Origin of the sequence: Streptomyces sp. NPDC101227 (assembly GCF_044767545.1) — a bacterium.
Lineage (GTDB): Bacteria > Actinomycetota > Actinomycetes > Streptomycetales > Streptomycetaceae > Streptomyces.
On record NZ_JBIWOD010000006.1, the window covers coordinates 93,230 to 112,907 of the forward strand.

The window sequence follows — 19,678 nt, forward strand, 5'->3', positions numbered from 1 at the left end:
GCATGGTGACTTCTATGACACGGGATGATCACGACGAGCGCATGGCGCGGGCGGCGCAGGCCGCGGTCCGCGTCGGGCTGACGGGGCTGATCGTCACGCCCGGCCCGGATCTGGTGTGGCTGTGCGGCTACCGGCCCCCCGCGGACACCGAGCGGCTGACCGCCTTGGTGATCGCCCCGGGAAGACGGCCCCGGCTGCTGGTGCCCGTACTGGAGCAGCCCGATGCCGAGCGGGCGACCGGCGCAGGGGCGATGGTCGTGCGGGGCTGGACCGATGGTGCGGACCCGTACGAGGAACTGGCCGAGTGGCTGGAGCCGGAGGGCCGTTACGGGATGTCGGACGCGACCTGGGCGATGCATCTGCTGGGGCTCCAGCGGACGCTGCCGGGGAGCGCGTACCGGGCGCTGTCGCAGGCGCTGCCGATGCTGCGGGCCGTCAAGGACGCGCACGAGGTGGCGCGGCTGGCGGCGGCCGGGGCGGCCGCGGATGCGACGTACGAGAAGATCCTGGGCGTACGGTTCGCCGGGCGCCGGGAGTCCGAGGTGGCGGCGGATCTCGCGCGGCTGCTGATCGAGCACGGGCACAGCCAGGTGGACTTCACGGTCGTGGGGTCCGGCCCCAATGGCGCCGATCCGCACCATGAGGCGGGGGAGCGGGTCATCGAGGACGGCGACATGGTCGTGCTCGACTTCGGCGGGCTCAAGGACGGCTACGGCTCGGACATCACGCGGACCGTGCACGTCGGGGAGCCGGGCGCCGAGGAGCGCAAGGTGCACGACATCGTGCGGGAGGCGCAGCAGGCGGCGTTCGAGGCGGTCCGGCCCGGGGTCGCGTGCCAGGACATCGACCGGGTGGCCAGGAGGGTCATCAAGGCCGCGGGGTACGGCGAGTACTTCATCCACCGGACCGGTCACGGGATCGGGGTGACCACGCATGAGCCGCCGTATCTGGTCGAGGGCGAGCATCTGCCGCTGGTGTCCGGGATGTGCTTTTCGATCGAACCGGGCATCTATCTGCCGGGGCGCTTCGGGGTGCGGATCGAGGACATCGTGACGTGCACGGAGACGGGCGGGCGGCGGCTGAACGAGACGGAGCGGGGGATGGCGGTGGTGCAGTAGCCGGGCCTGGTCCTGGGCCGGGGCCGGGGAGACCGGGGTGGGGGAAACCGGGGCCGGTGGAGTCGGGGGCGGGGGACTTTCGGCCCCCGCCTCCGGTGGTCGTTGGTCCTCGTCCCTGGTGGTCGTTGGTCCGTTCCGGCCGGGTCGGGGCTCGTACTTCCGGTGGTGCGGAAGTGACTGTTGGGCCGAAGCGGTCGGGTGGGGGCGCTGCGTAACGTGGTGGGCGTTGGGCCTCAGGGCACGGCTCACGTGCCGACCCGACGGAGCACCGCCATGCCGATCAAGACCTCCCGCGCCGGATTCCTGACCGCGCTGACCTTTGCCGCCGCGGCTGCGGTCGGCGCGGTGGCCCCGCTCGCCGGGACGGCGCCCGCCCGCCGCGCACACGGGCGCGGGCGGGCGGGGGCCGGTGGTCGTGCACGCGGCGGGGAAGGGGAGCGGGGGTGAGGCCGGGGGCGAGGCCGACGGAGGCAAACGGAGGCAAGGGGCACCGGCCGGGGAACGGTCACCGGACGGAGACCGGCGCCGCGTCGCTGGCGCTCGGCGGCGGTGCGGGGGCCGAGGTGGCACTGATGGGCGGGGCGCTGCGGATGGGGCGGGGCCGGGGGCGGCAGGCGGAGGGCGGGGGCGTGCGCTCGTAGGGCGTGGGCGTCCCAGTTACGGACCTCCGTTACGGACCTCCGTTACGGACCTCCGTTACGGACCTCCGTTACGGACCTCCGTTAAGGCCGTCCGCACTCACGGCACCAGGATCACCTTGCCCATCGTGGCGCGGGTCTCCAGGGCGTGGTGGGCGGCGGCCGCCTCGGCCAGCGGGAAGCGCTGCACCGCCGGGACCAGCCGGCCGGCCGCCGCCTCGGCGAGGGCTTCGCTCTCCAGGGTGCGGAGCGGGTCGTCGCCGCCCGTCTTTGCCAGCATGGGCGGCCCGAGGACCTGCTGGGACGTGATGCCGCGGGCCGCGAGCTCGCCGTCCGCGAACTCCAGCGGGCCACCGGTGAGGAGTCCGCCCGCGGACCAGCCGAAGACCAGGTGGCGGCCCCCCGGCGCCAGGAGGCCGACGGCGGCGCGGCCGGGGGCGCCGCCGGCCGAGTCGAAGACGACGGTGGCGCCAGGCGAGCGGCGGTCGTCGAGGAAGGCGCGTACCAGGGCGGGCCAGTCGTCGTCGGTGTAGTCGACGGCGAGATCGGCGCCCAGTTCGGTGACCCGCGCCGCCTTGGCGGGGCCGCCGGCCAGGCCGATGGCCGTGGCGCCGGTGTTCTTGGCCTGCTGGACGAGGAGCGAGCCGATGCCGCCGGCGGCCGCCGGGATGATCGCGATGTCGTCGGCGGTGAGGTCGGCGAAGCGCAGGATGCCCATGGTGGTGCGGCCGGTGCCGATCATGGCGACGGCCTGGGCCGCGTCGAGCCCGTCGGGGACGGGATGCAGGCGGTCGGCGGCGACCACGGCCAGTTCGGCGTAGCCGCCGGGGGCCATGTCCAGGTGGGCGACGACGCGTCGGCCGAGCCAGAGGGGGTCGGTGCCCTCGCCGAGCGCCTCCACCGTGCCGGCGACCTCGCGGCCGGGCACGGTCGGCAGCTCGGGAAGCGGCGCCGGCCCGCCCGCCAGCCCCTCGCGCAGGGCCGTGTCCAGGAGGTGGACGCCGGCCGCCGCCACGGCGATACGCACCTCACCGGGGCCCGGCCGGGGAGCGTCGACGGTCTCGTAACGGAGGTTGCCGGCCGGACCGAAGGCGTGCAGTCGTATCGCGTGCATGCTGGGGATGCTGGGGATGGCAGGCATGGCGGGCCACTCCTTGAGGGAGGCGGGCGCGTCCTGGGGACGCGGGCGCGGGCGGTGTGGTCGCCCGGCTGCCGCCACCCTCCTACCTCAGGTTTGGTTGAGGTCAACATCTCTCCGTCCGCCGCCGACTCGTGCGCCACCTCGGCCCCGCCGTGACCCTCCCCGGATCACCGTCAGACGGCCGTCAGATCGCCGCCAGACCGCCGCCAGACCGCCGTCAGACCGCCGTCAGACCGGCGCCATACCGTCGTCTTTCCGCAGGTCAGGGTCATTGTCAGTGGTGTGGTTCACGATGGGGTGTGCAGGCGTGGTGAGCGACGAGAGGCGGTGATCGCGTGGCAGGGCGCGGTAAGGGGACGGTGCGGGCGGTGCGGCGGCCCGAGGTGCGGCTGCCGGAGCTGCGGCCGTTCGACGGCGGGGGGCTCGAGTCCGAAGGGGACTACGACGGGCTGGAGTTCACGGACGCCGACTGGGCGGGGCAGTCGGCGCACGGCGCGCGGTTCCTGGACTGCGCGGTGCGGCGCTGCACGTTGGACGAGACGGTGCTCAGTCGGTCCCGGATCATCGACAGCGTGCTGAGCGGGGTGCGCGGGGTCGGTACGGACCTCTCGCAGGCGTCCCTGCGCGATGTGGAGGTGACGGACGCCCGGCTCGGCGGGACGCAGCTGCACGGCGCGGTGCTGGAGCGGGTCGTGGTGCGCGGCGGGAAGATCGACTTTCCGAATCTGCGTCAGGCCAAGCTGAGGGACGTCGCCTTCGAGGGGTGTGTGCTGGTCGAGGCGGACTTCTCGGGCGCGGAGCTGGAGCGGGTGACGTTCGACGACTGCACCCTGGCGCGGGCGGATTTCAGCGAGGCCCGGATGAAGGACGTCGATCTGCGGGGTGCGGCCGCGGTGGACATCGCCCGGGGCATCGACCGACTGTCGGGCGCGGTGATCAGCGCGGCCCAACTCCTCGATCTGGCCCCGGCGTTCGCGGCGCAGATAGGCGTACGGGTGGAGTGACGGCGCGGCGCTGCCCACCTGGCCCGGGGCCGCCGGGGGCTGACGGGCGGGGCCGATGAGTGCCGCCGGTGGGCGGGGTCGATGAGTGGGCCGGTCAGACGCGGGGGAAGCGGGCCTGAAGGTCCCAGATGACCGGGTTGTCGCCGAGTCCGTCGTGGAGATCGGTGAGGTCGGCGATCAGATCGTGCAGAAAGTCGCGGGCCTCGCGGCGCAGCGCGGCGTGGTTGAAGGTGAGCGGGGCCTCGTCGGCCGGCATCCAGTCGGCGTCGACGTCCACCCACCCGAAGCGGCGCTCGAAGAGCATCCGGTCGGAGGATTCGGTGAAGTCCAGCTCGGCGTGGACGGGACGGGAGGAGCGGCTGCCGCGGGGGTCGGTGTCGAGCTGCTCGACGATGTCGCACAGCGCCCAGGCGAAGTCCAGCACCGGCACCCAGCCCCAGGCGGTGGACAGCTCGCGGTCCGCCTTGGTGTCGGCGATATAGACATCGCCGCAGAAGAGGTCGTGGCGCAGGGTGCGCACATCCGCGGTCCGGTAGTCCAGCTGCGGAGGATCCGGAAAGCGGCGGGAGAGGGAGTAGCCGAGGTCGATCACGTCATTGATGGTGTCACGCCGGTGGGGAGGACCGGGCGGGCGGACCATCCGGCCGGTCGGAGCGCCGGTGACCGGTGACCGGTGACCCGTGACCGCTGGTCCGCAGCCGGTAGCCGTCGATCGATGAGCGATGACAGACGGCCAGGACCGAACGGCCAGAACGAACGGCCAGAACGAACGGCCAGGCACGCATGGCCGACGACCAGAGGGGTGGGGTTGATCATGGCTGGCTCCCTGCTGAGACGTTCGGGAGCCGCGGCGGTCGCGCTCGCGGCGCCGCCGGTCTGGATACGCACCTCCGGTGAGTCCGGCGGGGTGCCGGACCTGGACCGCCGGCCGACCCCGCCCACCCGGACCGGATAGCGGCCGCCGCCTACGACACGGGGGGCATCTGCACCCGAACGACCGGGGTGCCGGGCCATGACCGAGGCGATCGACACCTCCGCGCCCCAGGCCACCACCCCTGTGTCACCACCCCTGTGTCACCACCTCTACATGACCAGCTCTACGGCAGCAGTCGCTGCTCCTTGGCGACCGAGACCGCGCCGGCGCGGGTGTCCACGCCGAGCTTGTCGTAGATGCGGCCCAGGTGTGTCTTGACGGTGGCCTCGCTGATGAACAGCGCGCGGGCGATCTCGCGGTTGCTCAGGCCCCGCGCGAGCTGGCCGAGGATGTCGCGCTCCCGGTCGGTGAGCGTGGGGCGGGGGCTGCGCATCTGGGCCAGTACGCGATGGGCGACCGGCGCGGAGAGGGTGCTGCGGCCCTGGGCGGCGGCGCGGATGGCGGCGAAGAGTTCGTCGGGCCGTTCGGCCTTGAGGAGATAGCCGGTGGCGCCGGCCTCGATGGCGCGGGTGATGTCGGCGTCGGTGTCGTAGGTGGTCAGGACCAGGACATGGGGGGTGGGGCGGAGACGGGTGATACGGCGGGTGGCCTCGATGCCGTCGATGCCGGAACCCAGCTGAAGATCCATCAGAACGACATCCGGGCGGAGTTTGGCGGCCGTCGCCACGGCCTCCTCGCCGTTCCCGGCCTCGCCGACGACCTCGATGCCCGGCGCGCTGCTGAGCAGGGCGAGCAGCCCGGCGCGTACGACGGCGTGGTCGTCGCAGAGCAGGATGCGCACGGATGCGGCCTCGGTCTCGGACGGGCTCTCGGGCCCGGTACCGGGTTCGGGGGCGGCGGGGCTGGTCATGGGGCGTGCTCCAGGGGGACGGCGGCGGACAGGACGGTGCCCTCGCCCGGCGCGGACTCGATGGTGAGGGTGCCGCCGAGCTGGCGCACCCGGGCGTGCATCGCGGGCAGGCCGTGGCCCCGGTCGCGGCCGGGCGCGGGCGCGACCGGATCGGTGGGGGTGAAGCCCCGGCCGTCGTCGGCGATGTCCAGGACGACCTGGTCGCCGAGGTAGGTGAGGGTCAGGGTGGCGGCGGTCGCGGCGGCGTGCTCGCGGACGTTGGCGAGGGCGCCCTGGGCGATCCGCAACAGGGCGGACTGCACCCGGTCGGGGAGGGGGGCGGGGGTGCCGTCCAGGTGGAGGCGTACGGCGAGGGGTGCGGCGGCGCCGGTCCCGGAGGCCGACTCTCCGGTACGGGCGGCGAGTTCGCGCAGGGCCTCGGGCAGCGAGGCGCCGTCGGCGAGGTCGGCGGGGGCGAGGTCGTGCACGAAGCGGCGGGCCTCGGCCAGGTTGCGGGCGGTGATCTCGGTGGCCGTACGGACATGGCCGCGAGCGGTGCCCGGGGCCGCGTCCCAGGTGCGCTCGGCCGCCTGCAGCAGCATCTGCTGGCTGGACAGTCCTTGGGCGAGCGTGTCGTGGATCTCCATCGACAGCCGCTGCCGCTCGGCGAGGGTGCCCTCGCGCCGTTCGGTGGCGGCCAGTTCGCGCCGGGTACGGAGCAGATCGTCGATCAGCGCGCGCTGCCGGGCGGCCTGGCGTTCCATATGGACGAAGACGGCGGTGGCGAGCGCGGCGACGGCCGGCGGCGCGAGCAGCAGATTCGGGTCGAACGCGGTCGACAGCCGCAGTTGGGCCACCACGACGAAGGCGGTGAGCACCCCGACGAGCAGCGACGCGGCGCCGGCGGGCAGGGTGCGCAGCCCCGTATAGAAGAGCGGCACCGCGCACCAAGCGAAGCTCGGCGCAAGCAGGACCAGCACGACCCAGGCCGCGACGACCGCACCCAGCCACAGCAGGCGGCGCACGGTGGGGCGGCGCTCGTCGTCCGTACGGGATCCCAGCGCCGGGCCGAGGACGTAGAGGAGGGCGAGGGCGATGCTGAGGGCGATGATCCAGGGGGTGCGGGGCTCGCCGGGGTGACGGATCAGGAAGCGGGCGAGCGAGGCCGCCAGGAGCAGAAAGAACGCCGTGTGCATGACGGGGCCGAGCCAGCGGGCGTCGGGATTGGGGTCCGGCGGCGCGGGCTGCTGAGCGGGATGAAGGGGGCGCGGGGGGTGCACGGGGCTCTGGGTCTCCTAGCGGGGCTCTCCCGTAACGGTCTCCCGTAGTCGTAACCCGGGTGGGGAGCGTCCCGTATCAACCGATCGGCTGACACCGGTATCCCCCATCATGCCCGGCCAGGGCAGCCGGTACGTCGACCCTGGCGCGCACGCCACGCCCCGAGGATGAAGGCAGGCCACGCACTCCCGCCCCGTCCCGAAGGAGCCCCGACCATGGCGAAGCACACCGAGAACCAGCACCGTAGCGAGACGCAGCAGCCCCGGAAGCTGTCCCTGCGCAACCGGGTCGTCACCGGCGCGGCCGTCGTCGTCGCGCTGGCCGGTGCGGGCGCCTTCGGCGCCGTGTCCGCGTCCGCCGCCCCGGCGCCGAGCGCCGTCTCCCCCGCCGCGGCCGAAGGCGCCGGCACGGACGCCGGCAACCTCACCCACACCACCCACCTCACCCTCGCGGCCGCCACCAAGGCCGCGCAGGCCGCCGTGGACGCCGCGGAGAAGGCGGGCCAGAAGATCTCGGTCGCCGTCGTGGACCGCAACGGCAACACGCTGGTCCAGCTGCGTGGCGACGGCGCCGGCCCGCAGTCGTACGAGTCGGCGGCGAAGAAGGCGTACACCGCCGTCTCCTGGAACGCCCCCACGTCCGAGCTGGTCAAGCGCCTCGACCAGGCGCCCACGCTCAAGGACATCCCGGGCACCCTGTTCCTGGCGGGCGGCGCCCCGGTGCAGTCGCAGGGCGCGCCGATCGCCGGGATCGGCGTGGCGGGTGCTCCGAGCGGCGCCACCGACGAGCAGTTCGCCCAGGCCGGTGCGCAGGCGCTCGGCAAGTAACGGCACCCACCAGCACGCGGAGGGCCGGCCCCCAAACGGGGACCGGCCCTCCAGCAATCACCAGCAATCGCCAGCAACCACGGCCAACTACCGGCGATTACTGGCAACCACCACCGCTATCGAGCGGCCAAGGCCACGGCCGCGGTCACGGTTACGGCCGCGGCGACATCCGCACCCGCACCCGCACCGCGTCCGCAGCTCATCCGGATCCTCAGACGTTGACGCCGAAGTCCTGCGCAATGCCCACCAGGCCCGAGGCGTAGCCCTGGCCCACCGCGCGGAACTTCCACTCCGCGCCGTTGCGGTAGAGCTCGCCGAAGACCATGGCGGTCTCGGTCGCGGCGTCCTCGCTCAGGTCGTAGCGGGCGATTTCGGCGCCGCCGGCCTGGTTGACGATGCGGATGAAGGCGTTGCGCACCTGGCCGAAGTTCTGGCTGCGGTTCTCGGCGTCGTAGATCGAGACCGGGAAGACGATCTTCTCGATGTCGGCCGGCAGACCCGCGAGGTTGACGTTGATCTGCTCGTCGTCGCCCTCGCCCTGGCCGGTGACGTTGTCACCGGTGTGCACGATGGTCTGGTCCGGCGTCGCCTTGTTGTTGAAGAAGACGAAGTGCTGGTCCGAGAAGACCTTGCCGCTCGGGTTGACCGCGATGGCGCTGGCGTCGAGGTCGAAGTCCGTGCCGGTGGTGGTGCGGACGTCCCAGCCGAGGCCGACCGTGACGGCGGTCAGGCCCGGTGCCTCCTTGGTGAGGGAGACGTTGCCGCCCTTGGACAGGCTTACAGCCATGGGAAGTCCCTTTCCTTGTCGACTCGTCGAAGCGTCGGGCTTCGTACTGCGGACGAAGCTACCGTCACCCACCACAACGTCGTCAGGGGACCACGAGGTTCCAGCTGCCTTTACTTTCTTTGCCGAATCCTGATGTGGACGTCCTGCGAGGGGAGCCGAAAAGCGGGTGACGGGGTCCCGGAATGCGAGGGATCATAGGACCCATGTCCGGGCCCTATGTCATCCGCGGTTCGGTCGTCCTTCCAGAGGCCGAGCTCGTATGGCGTTTCTCGCGGTCCTCCGGTCCCGGCGGCCAGCACGTCAACACCAGCGACAGCCAAGTGGAGCTGCGCTTCGACCTCACCAAGACGCAGGCGCTGCCCGACGTCTGGAAGGAGCGCGCCCTGGAGCGGCTGGCGGGCCGCCTCGTCGACGGGGTGCTGTCCGTGCGGGCCTCCGACCACCGCTCCCAGTGGCGCAACCGCGAGACCGCGGCCGTCCGGCTGGCGGCGCTGCTCGCCCAGGCCACCGCCCCGCCGCCCAAGCCGCGCCGCAAGTCGCGGATTCCCCGCGGCATCAATGAGCGGCGGCTGCGCGAGAAGAAGCAGCGCGGCGAGACCAAGCGCGGCCGCACGGGCCGCGATTGGGGCTGAGGCGCTGCCCGCCTCCGACGCCTGGCCGCCGGCCTCCGCGCCATTGAGGCCCCTCCGGCGCGTTGAGGCCGAGGGCGCCCCTCCCCGACGTCTTCGGCGCGTGCCTCGCGGTGCCTCCGTTGCCTCGCGGTGCCTCCTTCTACTCCGGCAACGATTACAACGGTTACGGAGAGTGGTGAGTTCCCTCGGGTGGAGTAGCCGATGGTGCGGCCGGATCGGTGGGGTAGCTGGACCGGAGCAGTGGAGTGGCTGGAGTGGACCGGCGAGCCCTCAGCTCAAGTGCCGGTAGTTCCCCCGGAAGTACGTGAGCGGCCCCGCGCCCTCGTTCGGGATCGATGAGGTCAGTACGCGTCCGATGACGAGGGTGTGATCGCCGGCCACCACCCGCTCCTCGGTCCGGCACTCCAGGGTCGCGAGGGCGCCGCCGATGAGCGGTGCGCCGGCCGCTTCACCCCGTACATGCGGGATGTCCGCGAAGAGCAGCCGGTCGCTGATGCGGCCCTTCATCGCGAATCGTCCGGCAACGTGCCGCTGGCTGTCCGCCAGTACCGAGACCGCCCACAGCGGCTGGTGTGCCAGCAGGTCGTCCATGCGGGAGTCGTTGCGAACGCTCACCATCACCAGCGGCGGTTCGAGGGATACCGAAACGAATGCGGTGGCGGTCATGCCGATGTCCTCGCCGCGCGGGCCCTCGTCCGGGTCGTGGGCGGTGATCAGCACCACGCCGGCGGCGAGGCGGGACAGGGCGGCACGGAACTCGTCGTCACTCACCCCCTCAGCATGCGGGATCGGTGGGCCGCCCGGCGCGGACGCCAGGGCGACGGCGGGCGTGGGACGGTTGGCGGGTCCGGAGGCTGCGGCTTCGCCGGGGGTTTTCGTGAACACGCCATGAACGCTAACGTCGCCCGACCCCGCGCCGCATCGGGCCCTGGAACCACCCGCGCCCTAGGTCGGACGACGGAGGCCGCGGGGGGGGGAGGTCGCAGAGGAGGTCGCAATGGGGGAGGCGGCTGCCCGAATTTGCGTTCAGGAAGGGCGAGTGTCGCGCGGGAGAGGGCGGGAAGGGCCTCTCAACAGGCCCTTTTGGGCGTTATCAACATCCCCTCGGAGCTTGTGACTTGAGTCACAGCACGCGGTAATTGTTGACCCTGTGTACCGAGTGAACAGCTCACTGTGATTCAGTGAGCGAAGAAAGAGCGTGGAATCGGGCGATCGAAGAATCCTGGAGTTGCTGTCGAGGTCTCAGGGAGAGCGAGCGATGGAGACCGAGTCGGAGCCATACGTCCGTCTTGCGACCCTGCGGCAGCTGCACCAAGTGGTCGCCGAACTGAACACCGCACGCAGCCTTGCGGACACCTTGCAATCGGTTGCCGACGGTGCGATCGCCGGGCTCGGCTATGAGCTGGCGGCGGTCAATCTCGTCCGTCCGGACGGCGATCTCGTCGTCGCCGCGGTGGCCGGCAGCGCGGGCGCCGAGGCGCTGATGGCCGGGCGGGTCGGCTCCCGCTCCTCCTGGGACCGTCGGCTGTCGATGGGGGAGCGCTGGGGCGAGCTGCGCTTCATCCCGTACACCGAGGGCTGGGTGCTGGACGACGACGACGTCCCGCAGTGGCACACGGCGGGGCCCGCGCCGCGGTTCCCCGACGAGTGGCACCCCATGGACCGTCTCTTCGCGCCGATGTACTCCGCGACCAACGGCGGCGGCGAGCTGCTCGGCGTGATCTCCGTCGACCGGCCGCGCAACGGCCGGCGCCCCGGCGCGTGGGGGCAGGAAGCCCTGCAGATGTACGCGTTCCAGTCCGCCATCGCGATCAGCAACGCCCGGCTGCGGGCCAATATGCAGCGCGCCCTGGTCCGCCTCGAGCGCGAGCAGCAGGCCCTGCGCGCCAGCGAGGAAAGCTTCCGGCAGGCCTTCGAATACGCGCCGAGCGGGATGGCCGTCGCCGAGATGGGCGGTGACCAGCACGGACGACTGCTGCGCACCAACGATGCGCTGTGCCGGTTGCTGGGGCGCCCGGCCTCCGCGATGCGCCGCTACTCCTTCTCCGACCTCGTCCACCCCGAGGACATCGGGACCCTGCTGCGCACCTCGGCGGAGGGCGGCCGGGCCGAGCTGCGGCTGGCCCGCCGCGACGGGACCTATGTGTGGGTCTCGCTGCGCAACTCCGTGGTCGCCGACACCGCCGACGGGCCCCGATTTCTGCTCACCCATGTCGAGGACATCGAGGAGCGCAAGCGGCACGAGCTCCAGCTCGCGCACCGCGCCAGCCATGACTCGCTGACCGGGCTGCCCAACAGCGCCGAGCTGCGGTCCCGGCTCGCCGCCCGGCTGTGCTCCCGCCCCCCGGGTGGGGTGGCCGACGCGTACGCCTCCTCGGCCACCGTCGCGGCGGACCCGGGCGACCGGCAGGCCTTCCGGACGGACGGCAAGGAGCCCTTCGGCGGTGTGCCGGGCGGCTACGACCACCATGTCCACACCGTCGCGCCCGCGGAGGGCGCGGAGGACGACGGCTCCAAGGGGCTGGCGGTCCTCTTCTGCGACCTCGACGGCTTCAAGTCGATCAACGACCGCTTCGGGCATCACACGGGCGACGCGGTGCTGATCGAGGTCGCCCGCCGGCTGACCAGCGGCGTACGGGACGGCGATACGGTCGCCCGGCTCGGCGGCGATGAATTCGTGGTGCTCGCGGACGGCCTGGGCACGGCCGACGCCCAGGACCTCGCGGTGCGGCTGCGGAACGCGATCATCCCGCCGATCCGGGTGGACGGCCGGGCGGTGCGGGTCGGCGCCAGCTTCGGCATCGGCTGGGCGAGCTGCGGAATGACCGCCGAGGAGGTCCTGGCCTCCGCCGACCAGCGGATGTACGTGGAGAAGCGGTCCCGGTCGAAGGCGAACCGCCGGGCGGGCTGAGCCACCGCATGCGGCGGGCGGCGGGCGGTGCGCAACGCAATGCGCGATCGCAGCCCCCGGCGCACAGCGGACCCGCGCGCGACACAGCGCGTAGTCGAGCCGTCTCAGGCAGGGAAGGTGCCGCGCATCTCACAACGCCGCCTTCCGCCCGGGCCCACCTGCCGTTCACCGATCTGTAGCGATCTTGTGGCTGTCCGGGCTCGGCGTGGCCAGGCCTTGAAGGGGTAGGCTGCGCCGATGCGGCGCGCTGCCGCCGGGGGCCCGAAACAGAGAATTCGCGCGCATGGCGCGAACGCGTACCGACGCAGACAGACGCGCACACACCGCTTGGGAGTGACACGGAATGACGGCCGGCAACAACGGCGCGGACACGCCGGAGAACGACGACCCGTTCGGCTACCTCTACCGCTCGGAAGGCGGCGACGGTGGCGCACCGGGCTCGGCGGCCGGCGGCGGGGCGGCGCGGCAGCCGGGGGTCCCGAGAACCTCCTACAACCAGGTGCGCGCGGTCGGCGAGCGGCAGTACGGCGCCCAGCAGACCCAGCAGCCGGCGTACGGCAACCAGAACGCGCACTACGCGGCGCCGGAGACGCTGCCCGGCAGCGAGCGGACGCGTTCCGTCCCGCCCCAGGGCTACGACCAGCAGCCCCGTCGCCGTAACGGACTGCTGATCGGTGCGGTCGCCGTGGTCGCGGTGGTGTGCATAGGCATCGGCGTCGCGATGCTCACCAATGGCAACAAGGACAAGAACGACACGTCGAAGAAGCCGGGCCCGACGGCCGGCGACTCGGTGGCCCCCAGCAAGGAGCCCACCGCCAAGCCCGCTCCCGGTGAGCTTCCCAAGCAGGACGCGGGCAGCCTGCGCCTCGACGGCGGCGCCACCACGGCCAAGGACGTGCCCGGCGCGCGCTCGGCGAACGGCACCTACGTCGCGGGAATGAACACCCCCGGCGCATCGGTCAGTTGGACGGTCGACGTCGACAAGGCGGGCCCGTACAGGCTCTGGGTCGGCTACGGCGTGCCCGGCAAGAACGAAAACCTCACGCTGACCGTCAACGGCAAGCCCGACCCCCGGCCGGTCAGCATGGACAACTTCGCCCATGCTCCGGAGGGCGCCTGGGACAAGGGCTGGACCCGGAGCTGGTCAATGGTGACCCTCAATCAGGGCACCAACACCGTCAAGCTGTCCTGCGAGGCCGGCAATCAGTGCGACGTCAACATCGACAAGGTGTGGCTGGCGCCGCCGAAGAAGAAGTAATCCGGCTGACCCCAAGGATCCAAAGGATCCCAAGGGCCCAACAGGCCCACCGGCGCCGGTGTTTCACGTGAAACGTCCGCTTCACGCCGCCGCCGGATGATCCGTCACCACGACGCGCGGCAGCAGTTCCTCGTATGTCGCCGGATCGAACTCGCCCGCGGCCGCGGCCCGTACGGTCGCGGCCGACAGGGCCACCGCGCGGGTCAGCCGGTCCGGCCACGGCAGGTCCTCCACCAGGCCCGAGAGCAGACCGGCCACGGCCGAGTCGCCGGCGCCGGTCGGGTTGCCGGGGATGTGCCGCGGCGGGGCGGCCTGCCAGGTGCCGTCCGCGGTGACCGCGAGTATCCCCTTTGCGCCCAGTGACGCGGCCACCGCATGGGCGCCCCGGCGGCGGGCGTCGCGGGCGGCGCGCAGCGGTTCGGTGCTGCCGGTGAGGGCGGCGAGCTCGTCGGCGTTGGGCTTGGCGAGGTCGGGGCGGGCGGCCAGGCCGCGGCGCAGCGGCTCGCCGCTGGTGTCGAGGAGGACCGGGACGCCTGCGGTGCGGGCGGTGCGGGTGAGCCGGGCGTAGACGTCGACGGGCACGCCGGGGGGCAGACTGCCGCAGAGGGCCACGGCCTGTGCGTCGCGGAGGAGTTCGCGGTAGGTGCCGAGGAAGGTGTCCCATTCGGCGGGGGAGACGGTCGGGCCCGGTTCGTTGAGCTGGGTGGTGTCGCCGGTGGTCCCGTCGACGACGGCGATGGTGCGGCGGGTGGCGCCGCCGACCGGCACCAGGGCGTCGGTGACCTCGCTCTCCTGGCTGAGCAGGGCGCGCAGCGCCGCTCCGGTGCCGCCGCCCGCGAAGCCGGTGGCGACCGTACGGTGGCCGAGTGCGGCCAGGACGCGGGCGACGTTCAGGCCCTTGCCGCCGGGGCGTTCGGCGACCTCGGTGACCCGGTTCGTGGTGTGGTTGCGGAGCCGGGGCAGACGATAGGTGATGTCCAGGGCGGCGTTCAGCGTGACCGTGAGGATCATGGTTCCCCCTCCCGCGCCGTGCTCGGACGGCTGTGCCGGTGGGCGGCAGCCGTTGGCCGGGCAGTCGTTGGCCGTAGTACGGCCCGAGGTCGGGCAACCGCGTTCGGCGGTGGCATGCGGACAAGTGCGCGAGCGATCATGCCATCGCCAATGGTGGTTGGCCCAGACCCAGGGAGACCGGTGCCCGGCGGGTAACCGGCCACCAGGGGGCCGCCGGCCGGTCACCGCCCGTTCGTGCGGCGTCCGCCGCGGCCGGTCAGACGCCTTCGGGACGTACCAGCCATGCGCCCTGGCGCATCACGCCCACCAGGTCGTATCCGGCGTCCAGCACCACCAGGTCGGCGTCCTTGCCGACCGCCAGGGAGCCCACCCGGTCGTCGATGCCGAGCAGGCGCGCAGGGTTGGCCGAAAGCGCCTGTACGGCTTGATCCACCGTCAGGTTGTCCACGGTGACGGCCCGTTTGAAGGCGCGGTCCAGGGTGAGGGTGGATCCGGCGATGGATCCGGCCGTCGGCCCCTCGCTGATCCGGGCGACGCCGTCCTTGACCTCGACCTGCATCGGGCCGAGCGGATACATCCCGTCGTTCATCCCGGCCGCGCCCATCGCGTCCGTGATGAACGCGACGCGCTCGGCGCCGGCGTCCCGGAAGGCCATCTGGAGGATCGCGGGGTGCAGATGAGTGCCGTCGTTGATCAGCTCGACGGTGATCCGCTCGTCCTCCAGGAGGGCCGCGATCGGGCCGGGCGTGCGGTGGGCGAGGCCGGGCATCGCGTTGAAGAGGTGGGTGGCCACCGTCGCGCCCGCGGCGATGGCCTCGCGGGTGGCGTCGTAGGAGGCGTCGGTGTGGCCGATGGCCGCGACGATCCCGGCGTCGGTGAGCATCCGTACGGACTCCAGGCCGCCGGGCAGTTCGGGGGCGACGGTCATCATCCGGGCGGTGCCGTGCGCGGCGTCGATCAGCTTGCGGACCGCGGCCGGGTCGGGGTCGCGCAGCAGGTCGGGCTGGTGGGCGCCGCAGCGGCCGGGGGAGATGAACGGGCCCTCGAAGTGGATGCCGGCCAGCTCGCCCTGCTGGACGAGCTCGGCGAGCACCGCGGCCTGCCGGGAGAGGTCTTCCAGGGTGCCGGTGACGGTGGAGGCGACCATCGAGGTGGTGCCGTGCAGCCGGTGGGTGTCGATGACCCGCAGGCATTCCTCGGCGTCGGCGGAGGAGAAGGAGCCGCCGCCTCCGCCGTGCAGGTGCATATCGACGAAGCCGGGGACGACGAGGTGGCCGGGGAGGTCGAGGACCTCGGTGTCCCGGCTGTCGGGGAGGGGGCCGCCGGCGTCGACGTCCCGGCTGCGGATGTCGGTGATCCGGCCGCCCTCGACCGTGATCCGGCCGCGGTCGGCCACGCCTGCCGACCGGGCGATACGGGCGCCGGTCAGGAGGGTGCGCCGGGGCTGCGAGGGCCGTCCCGCGGAATGTTGCAGTGCCATCAGGCGGTTACCTCCGTGGAGAGAAGATCCCAGGCGAGCAGTCCTGCGCCCAGGCACCCGGCCGCGTCCCCCAGGGCCGCCGGAACGATCGAGGGAACGGGCTGGAACGTAACGCGCCGGCGGACCGCTTCCCGCAGAGGCGCGAACAGCGTGTCGCCCGCCTCGGCGAGCCCTCCGCCGATGATCAGCATCTGCGGGTCGAGCAGGGTGAGGCCGGTGACCAGGCCGTCGGCGAGGGCGTCCACGGCGTTGCGCCAGACGGCGACGGCGCGTTCGTCGCCCGATTCCACGGCCTTGGCCGCGTCCGCCGCGCCGGCCCGGGGATCGCCGCAGGCCAGCGCCCAGTCGCGGCCGACGGCGGCGGCCGAGGCCACCGTCTCCAGGCAGCCGCGCTGCCCGCAGGCGCACTCCCGCCCGCCGGGCCGTACGACGATGTGGCCGATCTCGCCCGCGCTGCCGTGCGCGCCCGCCTCGATCCGGCCGCGGATGCCGATGGCGCCCGCGATGCCCGTACCGAGGGGAACGAACAGGAACCGGTCGGCATCCTTGCCCGCGCCGATCCGGCCCTCCGCCAGGCCGCCGGTGCGTACGTCGTGCCCGAGCGCGACCGGCACCCCGTCCAGCCGCTCGGACAGCAGGGCCCGCATCGGGACGTCCTGCCAGCCGAGGTTGGCGGAATAGACGGCGGTGCCTGATGTCTCGTCAACGGTGCCGGGGACTGCGACCCCGGCGGCCTCGGCCGGGGCGCCGAACCGGGCCCGGCCGAGGGCCTGCAGCTCGGCGGCGAAGCCGAGGATCGTCTCGATGACCGCGTCGGCCCCGCGTTCGCGGCCGGTGGGGCGCCGCGCCTCGTACAGGACGGTGCCGTCCGCCCCTACGAGGGCGGCTTTCATTCCGGTGCCGCCCACATCCAGGGCGATGACGTTTCTCACGGCAACAGTTTTGCGCGATCGGACATAAAAGGTCTAGTCCACTCACCGTATCCGTGCGCCCTTGCGCCTGTTTGGCCTGGTCGACGCCCGGTCTCGTGATCTTCGCGTGGGAAGGGCGATATCGAAGCGAGACTTCCGGTGGTGTAGACCTTATGGAGACGGGCGAGTAAAACTCGCTGTTCATGGCGGTGAAGGGTGATCCCCGACACCGAGATGGACCCGGCAGAACAGATCTCGGGACAAGGGCGGTAAACGACGGTGCAGCGGCGGTACTTGAGCCTGACGGCGGCGGGAATTGCCACCGTCATGACCCTCACTCTCACCGGCTGCGGAAGCGGCTCGGGCGACGGCGATGTCACGCTCAAGCTCATCGCGGCGGATTACGGCGACAGCGAGGCCAACAGCTCCCAGCGCTACTGGGACGAACTCACCCACGAGTTCGAAAAGAAGAACCCCGGCATCAAGGTCGACGTCGACGTCTACAGCTGGACGGACGTCGACAAGAAGGTCGAGGACCTCGTCAAGGCGGGCAAGGCCCCCGACATGGCGCAGATAGGCGCGTACGCCGACTACGCCGCCCACGGGCAGCTCTACAGCGCCGACGAACTGCTCTCCATACCGACCCAGGCCGACTTCACCCCCGCCCTCGCGGACGCCGGCGAATACAACCGCGTGCTGTACGGCATGCCCTTCGGGGCCAGTACCCGGCGCCTCTTCTACAACAAGAAGCTGTTCGCCGAGGCGGGCATCACCCACCCGCCGAAGACCTGGGACGACATCGCCCACGACGCCCAGCTGCTGAAGGACCACGGCGTCAAGACGCCCTTCGCGCTCCCGCTCGGCCCGGAGGAGACCCAGGCCGAGACGCTGATGTGGATGCTCGGCGGTGGCGGCGGCTACACCGACAACATCGGCAAGTACACGATCGACTCGCCGGAGAACGTCAAGACCTTCGAGTGGCTCCAGAAGGACCTCGTCGGCAAGGACCTGACCGGCGGCGACCCCGCCAAGGTCAACCGCGCCGACGCCTTCCAGGGCTTCGCCGACGGCAACGTGGGCATGCTCAACGGCCACCCCACCCTGATGGAACAGGCCGCCGCCAAGGGCATCGACTACGGCACCACCGAACTCCCCGGCATCCACGGCAAGGCCAAGGCCACCATGGGCGTCGCCGACTGGATGATGGCCTTCAAGCAGAACGGCCACCACGAGCAGATCGGCAAGTTCCTCGACTTCGTCTACAGCGAGAAGAACGTCCTGAAGTTCTCCGGCACCTACGGACTGCTCCCGGTCACGGCCTCCGCCTCCCAGGCGATGATGGAGGACGACAGGTACAGCAAGCTGCACAGCTTCCTCAAGCAGCTCAGGCACGCCGAGTTCTACCCGGCCGACAAGACTTCCTGGCCGATGGTCTCCAAGACCCTCAAGGCCAAGATGGGCGCGGCCGTCGGGCCCGACGGCAACCCGTCCGCCGTACTCAGCGAGATCCAGAACGCGGCGGACACGGCCGACAACATGGTCCCGTAAGGGGCCCGGGGCCGCGGGGGCGTCCGGCCGGGCGCTGTCAGACGGTGGGCTTATCGTGGAAACGTGATGGCGGAAGACGGTACGGACACGGCGCGCGGGGACGAGGGCACGGGCACCCCGGACGACGGCGGCACCCCTGGCGACGGCGGCGTCCCGGACGGTGCCGGTGCAGCGGCCGGCGCCCCGCTCTCCTCCCGGGACGAAGCGGTGCTCGGCGTCGAGCGCCGCTCCTGGCCCGGCCCCGGCGCCAAGGAGCGCGTCATCCGTGAGCGGCTCGGCATCTCCCCGACCCGCTACTACCAGCTCCTGAACGCCCTGTTGGACGACCCCCGCGCGCTCGCCCACGACCCGGTCACGGTCAACCGCCTGCGCCGGATACGCGACGCCCGCCGCGCCCGCCGCTGACGCCCCGCACGACGCGCCGTCCCGCCCGCCGCCCCGTGCCCCCATACACCCGGCATGCGCCCGCACCCCGCCGGTAGGGTCGGCGCCATGGGCAGCCCCCCGAACGCGCCGCACCCCGTCCCGACGCCGCAGACCCCGGCCGGCCGCGAAGGCCTCGCCGCTCTCCTCTCCCATCCCGAACGCGCCGTCATCGCCCTCGACTACGACGGCACCCTCGCCGACATCGTCCCCGACCCGGAAACGGCCCGTGCCCACCCCGGCGCCACCGCCGCCCTGGGCCGCCTAGTGCCCCACCTGAGCGCCGCCGCCGTCATCACCGGCCGCCCGGCCGCCGTCGCGGTCCGCCTCGGCGGCTTCGCCTCCGTCCCCGGCCTCGGCCACCTCACCGTCCTCGGCCACTACGGCGCCGAGCGCTGGGAAGCGGCCACCGGCACCGTCCACGCCCCTCCGCCGCACCCCGGCATCGCCGCCATACAGGGCGAACTCCCCGGCGTACTGGACGCGTCCGGCGTCTGGCACGGCACCTGGGTGGAGACCGCCATCGAGACCAAGGGCGGCCGCGCCATCGCCGTCCACACCCGCCGCGCGGCCGACCCCCAGGGCGCCTTCGACCGGCTCCGCGGCCCGCTCGCCGCCCTCGCCGAACGCCACGGCCTGATCGTCGAACCGGGCCGTTTCGTCCTGGAACTGCGCCCGCCGGGCATGGACAAGGGCGTGGCCCTCGCCGACTGGATCCACGAAACCGGCGCCACCACCGTCCTGTACGCCGGCGACGACCTCGGCGACCTGGCCGCCTTCGCCGCCGTCGAAAAGCTCCGCTCCGAAGGCCTCACCGGCATCCTGGTCTGCAGCGGCAGCAACGAGGTCAGCGAACTGGCCGAGCGCGCCGACCTGGTGGTCGACGGGCCGACCGGGGTCGTCGGCCTCCTCGGCGCCCTGGCCGACCACCTGGCCGGGCCCTGAGCC

The 19,678-nt window shown here is 72.5% G+C and carries 20 protein-coding genes; 11 read left to right on the top strand and 9 right to left on the bottom strand.

Features of this window, described 5'->3' with window-relative positions:
* Nucleotides 1-14 precede the first annotated feature (14 nt).
* Nucleotides 15-1,118 (top strand): aminopeptidase P family protein, encoded by a 1,104-nt coding sequence (locus ACIRPT_RS15510; RefSeq protein WP_403511195.1) that lies wholly within the window; start codon nucleotides 15-17, stop codon nucleotides 1,116-1,118.
* A gap of 273 nt (nucleotides 1,119-1,391) precedes the next feature.
* The gene (locus tag ACIRPT_RS15515) at nucleotides 1,392-1,565 is read left to right on the top strand and encodes a hypothetical protein (protein ID WP_403827251.1); all 174 of its coding nucleotides are present in this window, start codon (nucleotides 1,392-1,394) and stop codon (nucleotides 1,563-1,565) included.
* Between the two features lie 291 nt (nucleotides 1,566-1,856).
* Here the strand turns inward: ACIRPT_RS15515 and ACIRPT_RS15520 are convergent, their stop codons facing one another.
* Entirely contained in the window at nucleotides 1,857-2,870 is a 1,014-nt protein-coding gene (locus ACIRPT_RS15520) for a zinc-binding dehydrogenase (RefSeq protein WP_403827912.1), read from the bottom strand.
* A 386-nt stretch (nucleotides 2,871-3,256) separates the two neighbouring features.
* On the opposite strand from ACIRPT_RS15520, the gene ACIRPT_RS15525 reads away from it, so the two are divergent.
* The gene (locus ACIRPT_RS15525; protein ID WP_403827914.1) at nucleotides 3,257-3,901 is read left to right on the top strand and encodes a pentapeptide repeat-containing protein; all 645 of its coding nucleotides are present in this window, start codon (nucleotides 3,257-3,259) and stop codon (nucleotides 3,899-3,901) included.
* 94 nt (nucleotides 3,902-3,995) lie between these two features.
* On the opposite strand, the gene ACIRPT_RS15530 is transcribed toward ACIRPT_RS15525, so the two are convergent.
* Nucleotides 3,996-4,493, bottom strand: coding sequence for a hypothetical protein (locus tag ACIRPT_RS15530; protein WP_403827253.1), 498 nt, complete (start codon nucleotides 4,491-4,493; stop codon nucleotides 3,996-3,998).
* 222 nt (nucleotides 4,494-4,715) lie between these two features.
* Between ACIRPT_RS15530 and ACIRPT_RS15535 the strand changes: the two genes are divergently transcribed.
* Nucleotides 4,716-4,856 carry a hypothetical protein gene (locus tag ACIRPT_RS15535; RefSeq protein WP_403827255.1) on the top strand — a complete coding sequence of 47 codons (141 nt, stop codon included), beginning with the start codon at nucleotides 4,716-4,718 and terminating at the stop codon, nucleotides 4,854-4,856.
* 142 nt (nucleotides 4,857-4,998) lie between these two features.
* Here ACIRPT_RS15535 and ACIRPT_RS15540 read toward each other — a convergent pair whose 3' ends face one another.
* Nucleotides 4,999-5,685, bottom strand: a complete 687-nt coding sequence (locus ACIRPT_RS15540) for a response regulator (RefSeq protein ID WP_403827257.1) — start codon at nucleotides 5,683-5,685, stop codon at nucleotides 4,999-5,001.
* Nucleotides 5,682-6,860 (bottom strand): sensor histidine kinase, encoded by a 1,179-nt coding sequence (locus ACIRPT_RS15545; RefSeq protein WP_403827916.1) that lies wholly within the window; start codon nucleotides 6,858-6,860, stop codon nucleotides 5,682-5,684. The genes ACIRPT_RS15540 and ACIRPT_RS15545 overlap by 4 nt, the downstream gene beginning before the upstream one ends.
* 297 nt (nucleotides 6,861-7,157) lie before the next feature.
* Between ACIRPT_RS15545 and ACIRPT_RS15550 the strand changes: the two genes are divergently transcribed.
* Nucleotides 7,158-7,769 (top strand): heme-binding protein, encoded by a 612-nt coding sequence (locus ACIRPT_RS15550; protein WP_403827259.1) that lies wholly within the window; start codon nucleotides 7,158-7,160, stop codon nucleotides 7,767-7,769.
* Between the two features lie 211 nt (nucleotides 7,770-7,980).
* On the opposite strand, the gene ACIRPT_RS15555 is transcribed toward ACIRPT_RS15550, so the two are convergent.
* Nucleotides 7,981-8,556: a TerD family protein gene (locus ACIRPT_RS15555; RefSeq protein WP_400064187.1), complete on the bottom strand. Its 576-nt coding sequence runs from the start codon at nucleotides 8,554-8,556 to the stop codon at nucleotides 7,981-7,983.
* Nucleotides 8,557-8,759: 203 nt separating this feature from the next.
* On the opposite strand from ACIRPT_RS15555, the gene arfB reads away from it, so the two are divergent.
* Nucleotides 8,760-9,188, top strand: coding sequence for an alternative ribosome rescue aminoacyl-tRNA hydrolase ArfB (arfB, locus tag ACIRPT_RS15560; RefSeq protein ID WP_403511209.1), 429 nt, complete (start codon nucleotides 8,760-8,762; stop codon nucleotides 9,186-9,188).
* A gap of 270 nt (nucleotides 9,189-9,458) precedes the next feature.
* On the opposite strand, the gene ACIRPT_RS15565 is transcribed toward arfB, so the two are convergent.
* Entirely contained in the window at nucleotides 9,459-9,959 is a 501-nt protein-coding gene (locus tag ACIRPT_RS15565; protein ID WP_403511211.1) for a flavin reductase family protein, read from the bottom strand.
* Nucleotides 9,960-10,446: 487 nt separating this feature from the next.
* Between ACIRPT_RS15565 and cdgB the strand changes: the two genes are divergently transcribed.
* Nucleotides 10,447-12,099, top strand: coding sequence for a diguanylate cyclase CdgB (gene cdgB / locus ACIRPT_RS15570; protein WP_403827262.1), 1,653 nt, complete (start codon nucleotides 10,447-10,449; stop codon nucleotides 12,097-12,099).
* A 343-nt stretch (nucleotides 12,100-12,442) separates the two neighbouring features.
* Complete coding sequence (locus tag ACIRPT_RS15575) at nucleotides 12,443-13,357, top strand: CBM35 domain-containing protein (RefSeq protein WP_403827264.1); 915 nt, start codon at nucleotides 12,443-12,445, stop codon at nucleotides 13,355-13,357.
* 81 nt (nucleotides 13,358-13,438) lie between these two features.
* Here the strand turns inward: ACIRPT_RS15575 and ACIRPT_RS15580 are convergent, their stop codons facing one another.
* From ACIRPT_RS15580 to ACIRPT_RS15590, 3 genes are all read right to left on the bottom strand, one after another.
* Nucleotides 13,439-14,368 (bottom strand): 1-phosphofructokinase family hexose kinase, encoded by a 930-nt coding sequence (locus ACIRPT_RS15580; RefSeq protein WP_403827266.1) that lies wholly within the window; start codon nucleotides 14,366-14,368, stop codon nucleotides 13,439-13,441.
* Between the two features lie 256 nt (nucleotides 14,369-14,624).
* Nucleotides 14,625-15,848 carry an N-acetylglucosamine-6-phosphate deacetylase gene (gene nagA, locus ACIRPT_RS15585; protein ID WP_403827268.1) on the bottom strand — a complete coding sequence of 408 codons (1,224 nt, stop codon included), beginning with the start codon at nucleotides 15,846-15,848 and terminating at the stop codon, nucleotides 14,625-14,627.
* Nucleotides 15,848-16,780: an ROK family protein gene (locus ACIRPT_RS15590; RefSeq protein ID WP_403827270.1), complete on the bottom strand. Its 933-nt coding sequence runs from the start codon at nucleotides 16,778-16,780 to the stop codon at nucleotides 15,848-15,850. The genes nagA and ACIRPT_RS15590 overlap by 1 nt, the downstream gene beginning before the upstream one ends.
* Nucleotides 16,781-17,086: 306 nt before the next feature.
* Between ACIRPT_RS15590 and ACIRPT_RS15595 the strand changes: the two genes are divergently transcribed.
* The 3 genes from ACIRPT_RS15595 to otsB all read left to right on the top strand — a co-directional run bounded on the left by ACIRPT_RS15595 (nucleotide 17,087) and on the right by otsB (nucleotide 19,675).
* On the top strand, nucleotides 17,087-18,307 hold the full coding sequence (locus ACIRPT_RS15595) for an extracellular solute-binding protein (RefSeq protein ID WP_403827272.1): 1,221 nt from the start codon (nucleotides 17,087-17,089) through the stop codon (nucleotides 18,305-18,307).
* A 66-nt stretch (nucleotides 18,308-18,373) separates the two neighbouring features.
* Entirely contained in the window at nucleotides 18,374-18,712 is a 339-nt protein-coding gene (locus tag ACIRPT_RS15600) for a DUF3263 domain-containing protein (protein WP_403827918.1), read from the top strand.
* Nucleotides 18,713-18,799: 87 nt separating this feature from the next.
* Nucleotides 18,800-19,675 carry a trehalose-phosphatase gene (gene otsB / locus ACIRPT_RS15605; protein WP_403827274.1) on the top strand — a complete coding sequence of 292 codons (876 nt, stop codon included), beginning with the start codon at nucleotides 18,800-18,802 and terminating at the stop codon, nucleotides 19,673-19,675.
* Nucleotides 19,676-19,678 lie beyond the last annotated feature (3 nt).

Excerpts from the sequence above, each read along its gene's own strand:
- ACIRPT_RS15580 (WP_403827266.1), bottom strand. The coding sequence starts at position 14,368 with ATGATCCTCACGGTCACGCTGAACGCCGCCCTGGACATCACCTATCGT.
- ACIRPT_RS15545 (WP_403827916.1), bottom strand. The coding sequence starts at position 6,860 with ATGCACACGGCGTTCTTTCTGCTCCTGGCGGCCTCGCTCGCCCGCTTC.
- ACIRPT_RS15540 (WP_403827257.1), bottom strand. The coding sequence starts at position 5,685 with ATGACCAGCCCCGCCGCCCCCGAACCCGGTACCGGGCCCGAGAGCCCG.
- ACIRPT_RS15555 (WP_400064187.1), bottom strand. The coding sequence starts at position 8,556 with ATGGCTGTAAGCCTGTCCAAGGGCGGCAACGTCTCCCTCACCAAGGAG.
- ACIRPT_RS15520 (WP_403827912.1), bottom strand. The coding sequence starts at position 2,870 with ATGCACGCGATACGACTGCACGCCTTCGGTCCGGCCGGCAACCTCCGT.
- ACIRPT_RS15515 (WP_403827251.1), top strand. The coding sequence starts at position 1,392 with ATGCCGATCAAGACCTCCCGCGCCGGATTCCTGACCGCGCTGACCTTT.
- arfB (WP_403511209.1), top strand. The coding sequence starts at position 8,760 with ATGTCCGGGCCCTATGTCATCCGCGGTTCGGTCGTCCTTCCAGAGGCC.
- ACIRPT_RS15600 (WP_403827918.1), top strand. The coding sequence starts at position 18,374 with ATGGCGGAAGACGGTACGGACACGGCGCGCGGGGACGAGGGCACGGGC.
- ACIRPT_RS15550 (WP_403827259.1), top strand. The coding sequence starts at position 7,158 with ATGGCGAAGCACACCGAGAACCAGCACCGTAGCGAGACGCAGCAGCCC.
- otsB (WP_403827274.1), top strand. The coding sequence starts at position 18,800 with ATGGGCAGCCCCCCGAACGCGCCGCACCCCGTCCCGACGCCGCAGACC.
- ACIRPT_RS15535 (WP_403827255.1), top strand. The coding sequence starts at position 4,716 with ATGGCTGGCTCCCTGCTGAGACGTTCGGGAGCCGCGGCGGTCGCGCTC.
- ACIRPT_RS15510 (WP_403511195.1), top strand. The coding sequence starts at position 15 with ATGACACGGGATGATCACGACGAGCGCATGGCGCGGGCGGCGCAGGCC.
- ACIRPT_RS15595 (WP_403827272.1), top strand. The coding sequence starts at position 17,087 with ATGACCCTCACTCTCACCGGCTGCGGAAGCGGCTCGGGCGACGGCGAT.
- cdgB (WP_403827262.1), top strand. The coding sequence starts at position 10,447 with ATGGAGACCGAGTCGGAGCCATACGTCCGTCTTGCGACCCTGCGGCAG.
- ACIRPT_RS15575 (WP_403827264.1), top strand. The coding sequence starts at position 12,443 with ATGACGGCCGGCAACAACGGCGCGGACACGCCGGAGAACGACGACCCG.
- nagA (WP_403827268.1), bottom strand. The coding sequence starts at position 15,848 with ATGGCACTGCAACATTCCGCGGGACGGCCCTCGCAGCCCCGGCGCACC.